Source organism: Paracoccus sp. UBA889 (genome assembly GCA_002294185.1).
Lineage (GTDB): Bacteria > Pseudomonadota > Alphaproteobacteria > Rhodobacterales > Rhodobacteraceae > Paracoccus.
The window spans coordinates 2,350-9,207 of sequence record DBFD01000010.1 but is presented as its reverse complement, the minus strand read 5'-3'; the positions used below and the strand labels follow the sequence as shown (position 1 = coordinate 9,207).

The 6,858-nt window shown below is 64.6% G+C and carries 9 protein-coding genes; 7 read left to right on the top strand and 2 right to left on the bottom strand.

Annotated features, from left to right (window positions below; translation table 11 throughout):
• A partial coding sequence (locus B4L36_RS01170) for an ABC transporter permease subunit (protein WP_292951051.1) occupies positions 1 to 395 on the bottom strand: 395 nt, incomplete at its 3' end.
• 1 nt (position 396) lies between these two features.
• Positions 397 to 1,152, bottom strand: coding sequence for a molybdate ABC transporter substrate-binding protein (gene modA, locus B4L36_RS01165; RefSeq protein WP_292951049.1), 756 nt, complete (start codon positions 1,150 to 1,152; stop codon positions 397 to 399).
• Between the two features lie 326 nt (positions 1,153 to 1,478).
• On the opposite strand from modA, the gene rpsA reads away from it, so the two are divergent.
• The 7 genes from rpsA to B4L36_RS01130 form a co-directional block, all read left to right on the top strand.
• The gene (rpsA, locus tag B4L36_RS01160; RefSeq protein WP_292951047.1) at positions 1,479 to 3,158 is read left to right on the top strand and encodes a 30S ribosomal protein S1; all 1,680 of its coding nucleotides are present in this window, start codon (positions 1,479 to 1,481) and stop codon (positions 3,156 to 3,158) included.
• Positions 3,159 to 3,419: 261 nt separating this feature from the next.
• Positions 3,420 to 3,704, top strand: a complete 285-nt coding sequence (gene ihfB / locus B4L36_RS01155) for an integration host factor subunit beta (protein WP_292951045.1) — start codon at positions 3,420 to 3,422, stop codon at positions 3,702 to 3,704.
• Positions 3,705 to 3,766: 62 nt separating this feature from the next.
• Positions 3,767 to 4,192, top strand: a complete 426-nt coding sequence (locus B4L36_RS01150) for a LapA family protein (RefSeq protein ID WP_292951043.1) — start codon at positions 3,767 to 3,769, stop codon at positions 4,190 to 4,192.
• Positions 4,193 to 4,831: a phosphoribosylanthranilate isomerase gene (locus B4L36_RS01145; protein ID WP_292951055.1), complete on the top strand. Its 639-nt coding sequence runs from the start codon at positions 4,193 to 4,195 to the stop codon at positions 4,829 to 4,831. It begins immediately after the preceding gene.
• Entirely contained in the window at positions 4,809 to 5,099 is a 291-nt protein-coding gene (locus B4L36_RS01140; RefSeq protein WP_349675816.1) for a GNAT family N-acetyltransferase, read from the top strand. Before B4L36_RS01145 ends, B4L36_RS01140 begins: the two co-directional genes overlap by 23 nt.
• 10 nt (positions 5,100 to 5,109) lie before the next feature.
• Positions 5,110 to 6,336, top strand: coding sequence for a tryptophan synthase subunit beta (gene trpB, locus B4L36_RS01135; protein ID WP_292951041.1), 1,227 nt, complete (start codon positions 5,110 to 5,112; stop codon positions 6,334 to 6,336).
• Positions 6,337 to 6,577: 241 nt separating this feature from the next.
• The coding region (locus B4L36_RS01130; protein ID WP_292951039.1) for a hypothetical protein at positions 6,578 to 6,858 on the top strand (281 nt) is incomplete at its 3' end.

Below are 6,858 nucleotides of genomic sequence, written 5' to 3'. Positions count from 1 at the left end.
GCGCCCAGCGTCGAGGCGGCCTGTTCCAGTTTCGGGTCCACCGCCTCGATGGCCAGCCGGATCGCGCGGACCATCAGCGGAAAGGCCATGATCGCAGCGGCCAGCGCCGCGCCCGTCCAGCGAAAGGCGAAGACGATGCCGAACTGGTCGAGGAATGCACCGATGCTGCCGCGCCGGCCGAAGGTCAGCAGCAGCAGATAGCCGGTCACGACCGGCGGCAGGACCAGCGGCAGATGGACCAGCCCGTTCAGAAGCCCGCGGCCCGCAAACCGCCAGCGCGCCAGCGCATAGGCCACCAGCAAACCCGGCGGCAGGCTGGCCAGCACCGCCACCGCCGAGACCTTCAGCGACAGCGCGACCGCCTGCCATTCCTGCGGGGACAGCCAGTCCGGCACGCTAGTTCAGCATCCTGAAGCCCTGAGCCTCGAAGATCTGCCCGGCGGCCTTTCCCGACAGCGCCTGATAAAAGGACCGCGCCGAGGCGTCATCGGCGTTCTTCAGCAAGGCGGCCGGGTAGATGATCGGTGGATAACTGCCGGCTGGAAAGGTGCCCACCACGCTGACATCGGGGTCGGCCACGGCATCGGTCGCATAGGTCACGCCCAACGGCGCCTCCCCGGCCGAAACCAGTGCCAGGGCTGCGCGCACATTGTCGGCCTGCGCCACGTCGGCCCGCACATCGTCCCACAACCCCAGATTGACCAGCGCCGCCCTGCCATATTGCCCGGCCGGCACGGCATCGACCAGCGCCATGGCCAGCTTGCCGCCCTCCAGCAATCCTTGCAGATCGGTGTCGGGTCCGATCTCGACCGGCGGCGCACCATCCTTCCTTGCAGGGGCGATCAGCACCAGCCTGTTGCCCAGCAGATCCTTGCGCGCGCCATCGGCCACCAGACCCGCGTCCTGGACCTCGTCCATCCAGGCGACATTGGCCGAGATGAACAGGTCCGCCGGCGCCCCGGCGATGATCTGTCGGGCCAATTGTCCCGATCCGGCATAGGATATCGCCACCCGATCGCCGGTCTTCGTGGTGAAGTCGGCGGCGATCAGGTCCAGCGCGGTCTTCAGCGAGGCCGCCGCGAAGACGGTGACATCGCCGGCATGGGCGGGCAGCGCGGCCACGAAAGCCGCGGCGATCAGGAACGGGCGCATTCGGATCTCGGCATGTCGTAATATCCGCCCGAACCTAACGGAATCCTGCCTCGGCAGGCAAGCGATATTTCCGTCCCGACATATCGGGACGATCGTTCGCCGCCTTGTCGTCCGATCAGCGTCGCAAGGCACTTTCCCCGTTGAGTTTCGCGTCTTTCCTGACTATATCCGATCCAGTCAATCGGGCGACAGGGTCAGAACAGGCCGCATGGGAACGGGTCGGGCATCGTGCCGCGACCCTTTGTCGTTGCCGCGACGGGCATCATAAAGACCGGCGGAGCCAACCGTCAGGCCAGTGAAATCGAACCAAAGGAAACCGATCATATATGTGCGCTAAAGCGACGATGGAGGAATTCGAAGCCCTCCTGAACGAAAGCTTCGACATGGACACGCCCGATGAGGGCAGCGTCGTCAAGGGCCGCGTCATCGCCATCGAGGCGGGTCAGGCCATCATCGATGTCGGCTACAAGATGGAAGGCCGCGTCGATCTGAAAGAATTTGCAAATCCCGGCGAAGAGGCCAACATCACCGTCGGCGACGAGGTCGAGGTCTATCTGGACCGCGTGGAAAACGCCCGCGGCGAAGCCTCGATCAGCCGCGAAAAGGCCCGCCGCGAGGAAGCCTGGGACCGTCTGGAAAAAGCCTATGCCGATGAAGAGCGCGTCGAGGGCGCCATCTTCGGTCGCGTCAAGGGCGGCTTTACCGTCGATCTGGGCGGCGCCGTGGCCTTCCTGCCAGGCTCGCAGGTCGATGTGCGTCCGGTGCGCGATGCCGGCCCGCTGATGGGTCTGAAACAGCCGTTCCAGATCCTGAAGATGGATCGTCGCCGCGGCAATATCGTCGTGTCGCGTCGCGCCATTCTGGAAGAATCGCGTGCCGAACAGCGCGCCGAGGTCATCGCCAACCTGACCGAGGGTCAGACGGTCGACGGCGTCGTCAAGAACATCACCGAATACGGCGCCTTCGTCGATCTGGGTGGTGTTGATGGCCTGTTGCACGTCACCGACATGGCGTGGCGCCGCGTGAACCACCCCTCCGAGATCCTGTCGATCGGCGAGACGGTGAAGGTTCAGGTCATCAAGATCAACAAGGACAGCCACCGCATCAGCCTGGGCATGAAGCAGCTTCAGGCCGATCCCTGGGATACCGTCACCGACAAGTTCCCGCTGGGCAGCGTCCATCAGGGCCGCGTGACCAACATCACCGATTACGGTGCCTTCGTGGAACTGGAGGCCGGTGTCGAGGGTCTGGTCCATGTCAGCGAAATGAGCTGGACCAAGAAGAACGTCCATCCGGGCAAGATCGTCTCGACCTCTCAGGAAGTCGAAGTGATGGTGCTGGAGATCGACGAAGCCAAGCGCCGCGTCTCGCTGGGTCTGAAACAGACCATGCGCAACCCGTGGGAGGTTTTCGCCGAAACCCATCCGACCGGCACCGTCATCGAGGGCGAGGTCAAGAACATCACCGAATTCGGTCTGTTCGTGGGCCTGGAAGGCGATATCGACGGCATGGTCCATCTGTCCGACATCAGCTGGGACGCGCGCGGCGAGGATGCCATCCAGGACTTCCGCAAGGGCGACATGGTCAAGGCCGTCGTCCAGGACGTGGATGTCGAGAAAGAACGGATCAGCCTGTCGATCAAGGCGCTCGAGAACGAGCATATGGCCGAGGCGGTCGACGGCGTGAAGCGTGGCTCGATCGTGACGGCCGTGGTCAGCGCCATCGAGGATGGTGGCATCGAGGTGGAATATAATGGCGTCAAGTCGTTCATCCGCCGCAGCGATCTGGCCCGTGATCGTCAGGACCAGCGTCCCGAGCGGTTCCAGCTCGGCGACAAGGTGGATGCGCGCGTCACCAATATCGATACCAAGACCCGCCGCCTGGGTCTGTCGATCAAGGCCCGCGAGATCGCCGAGGAAAAGGAAGCGATCGACACCTATGGCAGCTCGGATTCGGGTGCGTCGCTGGGCGATATCCTGGGCGCCGCGCTGAACCGCGACAAGTAGGCGCGCCCGTCCCACGACCCGACACCCGCCCCGGCCACCGCCGCGGGCGGGTTCTTCCTTGCCTGAACCGGGGCGTGTACCTGACGTCATTCTGGCGTTTTCCCCAGCAGTTTTCAGGGCTTGGCCGAAACAAGCAGCTTGCGCGAAAACGTCAAAGCTGGCATCGCTAGGAAACTTGTGGGTGTTTTCGTGCGTTGCTTTCGGTCACAGGGTTCGGTCTGCCTTGGCGGCCTGGACAGCAGCAAACATCAGGGGGGCATGATGATCCGTTCCGAATTGATCCAGAAGATTGCCGACGAAAATCCGCATCTCTTCAGGCGCGATGTCGAGCGGATCGTGAATACGGTCTTCGAGGAGATCATCGACGCGATGGCACGGGGCGATCGGGTGGAACTGCGCGGCTTCGGCGCATTTTCGGTCAAGAAGCGCGACGCCCGCACCGGCCGCAATCCGCGCACGGGCGAATCCGTTGATGTCGACGAAAAGCACGTGCCCTTCTTCAAGACCGGCAAATTGCTGCGTGATCGGTTGAACGGCGAGGCCTGACCGGCGTAGAACGGGGATGATCGCGTCGCGCATCGCCGCGCGCCCCCATCCGAGGATCACCCATGCGCTTCATCCGTCTGCTGTTCGTAGCCCTTCTGGCCATCGTGCTGATCGCGGTCGCCCTCGCCAATCGCCAGATGGTGACGCTGTCGGCCTTTCCGGCGAATTTCGGGCAATTCCTGGGCGGAACCTGGTCGGTCAACCTGCCCCTGTTCTTCGTCATTTTCCTGGCCTTCGCGGTCGGGATGCTCGCCGGGCTGGTCTGGGAATATCTGCGCGAAACCCATATCCGCCGCGAGGCGCGTCAGCGCAGCGCCGAGGTCGCCCGGCTGGAAAACGAGGTCGGCGGACTGCGCCACCGCCATGCCGCGCCACGCGACGAGGTGCTGGCGATCCTGGATCGACCGAAGACCAGCACGACGCCGCCGCGCTCCGGCGCCTCGGCCCAGCCCGCCCCCGGCACGTCGCTGCCCGCCAGTTCGCGATAGATCGCCGTGACGCAGGTCAAGATTTGCGGGCTGCGCGAAAGGGAACATGTCAGAACCGCCGTCGAGGCCGGCGCGCATTACCTGGGCTTCGTCTTCTTCGCCGGATCGCCCCGCGCGGTGACGCCTGACCAGGCTGCGGCGCTGGCCGATGTCGTCCCGCCCGGAATAGCCCGGGTCGGCCTGTTCGTGAATCCCGACGACGCGACGCTGGATCAGGTGCTGTCCACCGCGCCGCTGGACATGATCCAGCTTCACGGCACCGAACAGCCCGGCCGCGTTTCCGCGATCAGGGCCCGGACCGGCCTGCCCGTGATGAAGGCCGTGGGCGTCTCCGGTCCCGAGGATCTGTCGGCGCTGACCGATTACGGACTGGTCGCCGATCTGCTGCTGGTCGATGCCAAGCCGCCAAAGGGCGCGGTTCTGCCAGGCGGCAACGGCCTGGCCTTCGACTGGCACCTGCTTTCCGCGCGGCGCTGGCTGCGGCCCTGGTTTCTCGCGGGCGGGCTGACGCCGCAGAACGTGGCCGAGGCGATCCGCCTGACCCGCGCGCCGGCCGTCGATGTCAGTTCCGGCGTCGAGGCCGCGCCCGGGATCAAGGATCACGACCTGATCCGCGATTTCATCCGGGCCGCCGGATAAGCCCGCCGCTGGTCTGAACCGCCGCGCGCAGATCGAGGGCGTGTGCGTCGCCCCGGATCTTCGCAGTCGTGGCCTTGGCGAGGCATTGATGCGCGACGCCGAATACCGCGCCCGCACCGAAGGCTGCGCCCTGATCCGGTTCACCAGCAACCCGACCCGGACGGGTGCGCGGCGCTTCTGTGACCGCCCGGGCTTCACGCCCGGCCATATCGGTTATAAGAAACCCTCTGGACTTCTTCGTTGTCCCAATACCCGAATCCAACCGTGAAGGCAGACCCATGGCCGACGATCTGGTGAACAGCTTCAAGACCGGCCCCGATGAACAGGGCCGCTTCGGCATCTATGGCGGCCGTTTCGTCAGCGAGACGCTGATGCCGCTGATCCTGTCACTGGAGGCCGAATACGAACGCGCCAAGACCGACGCCGATTTCTGGGCGCAGATGGATGATCTCTGGACCCATTATGTCGGTCGCCCCTCGCCGCTCTATCATGCCGAGCGGCTGTCCGAACGGCTGGGCGGGGCGCGCATCTACATGAAGCGCGACGAATTGAACCATACGGGCGCGCACAAGATCAACAACGTGCTGGGCCAGATCCTTCTGGCCCGGCGGATGGGCAAGACCCGGATCATCGCCGAAACGGGGGCGGGCCAGCACGGCGTGGCGACCGCCACGGTCTGCGCCCGGTTCGGTCTGCAATGCGTGGTCTACATGGGCGCGCATGATGTCGAACGGCAGGCGCCCAACGTGTTCCGGATGCGCCTGCTGGGCGCCGACGTGATCCCCGTCACCAGCGGTCGCGGCACGTTGAAGGATGCCATGAACGATGCGCTGCGCGACTGGGTCACCAATGTCCGCGACACTTTCTACTGCATCGGTACCGTGGCGGGGCCGCATCCCTATCCCGCCATGGTCCGCGATTTCCAGTCGATCATCGGCAAGGAAGCGCGCGAACAGATCCTCGCGCGCGAGGGGCGTCTGCCCGACACGATCATTGCGGCGATTGGGGGCGGATCGAACGCGATGGGCCTGTTCTACCCATTCCTCGACGACAGCGAGGTCGCGATCATCGGCGTCGAGGCGGGCGGCAAGGGCGTGGATGACCGGATGCAGCATTGCGCCAGCCTGACCGGCGGGCGCGCGGGGGTGCTGCATGGCAACCGCACCTATCTGTTGCAGGACGAGGACGGGCAGATTCTGGAAGGCCATTCGATCAGCGCCGGGCTGGATTATCCCGGCATCGGGCCGGAACATGCCTGGCTGAAGGACGTGAACCGGGCGCAATATGTCAGCATCACCGACGACGAGGCGTTGAGAGCGTTCCAATTGTGCTGCGAGACCGAGGGCATCATCCCGGCGCTCGAACCCAGCCACGCTTTGGCCCATGTGATGAAGATCGCGCCCGATCTGCCGGCGGATCATCTGATCGTGATGAACATGTGCGGTCGCGGCGACAAGGACATCTTCACCGTTGCCAAGCATCTGGGTGTCGATATCCGGGCCTGAACCCACGCATCCGCGAATCGCGCCATGGCCGGGGCACCGCATGAGGGGGCCAGGCGCAACAGGCTCTCCGCAATCGGCCGGGGCGACCTCCCAGGTCTGTTTTTCTTTCGTGTTTTCAGCATGGCACTTTCGTTTATCGCGCCGATCCTGGTCCCGTGGTCCAATGGGCTGCGGCCACCTTGGATTGCTAGGTTTGCAAGACGCCGGGACGATCCGGTGCCAAGCACAAAAGGAACACGACATGCGCACGAAATTGAGCCTTGCAGCGACAATCCTGATGCTGGGGGCGGCTGCTTCCTATGCCCAGGTGAACAGGACCGTCAACACGCAGGGCGCGGTCAACCTTCACGCCAACTCGGCCGGCGACACGGCCGAGGACAGGTCCGGCGCGGACAACGATTCGGTCGAGCATTCCAGCACCCAGGGAGGCAATGCAGGCGTCGACAATGATTCTGTCAGCCACGAAGCTCAGGGTCAGGACAGCCACGACGACGGCAAGGGCGATGCCGAGAAGGCGGATGA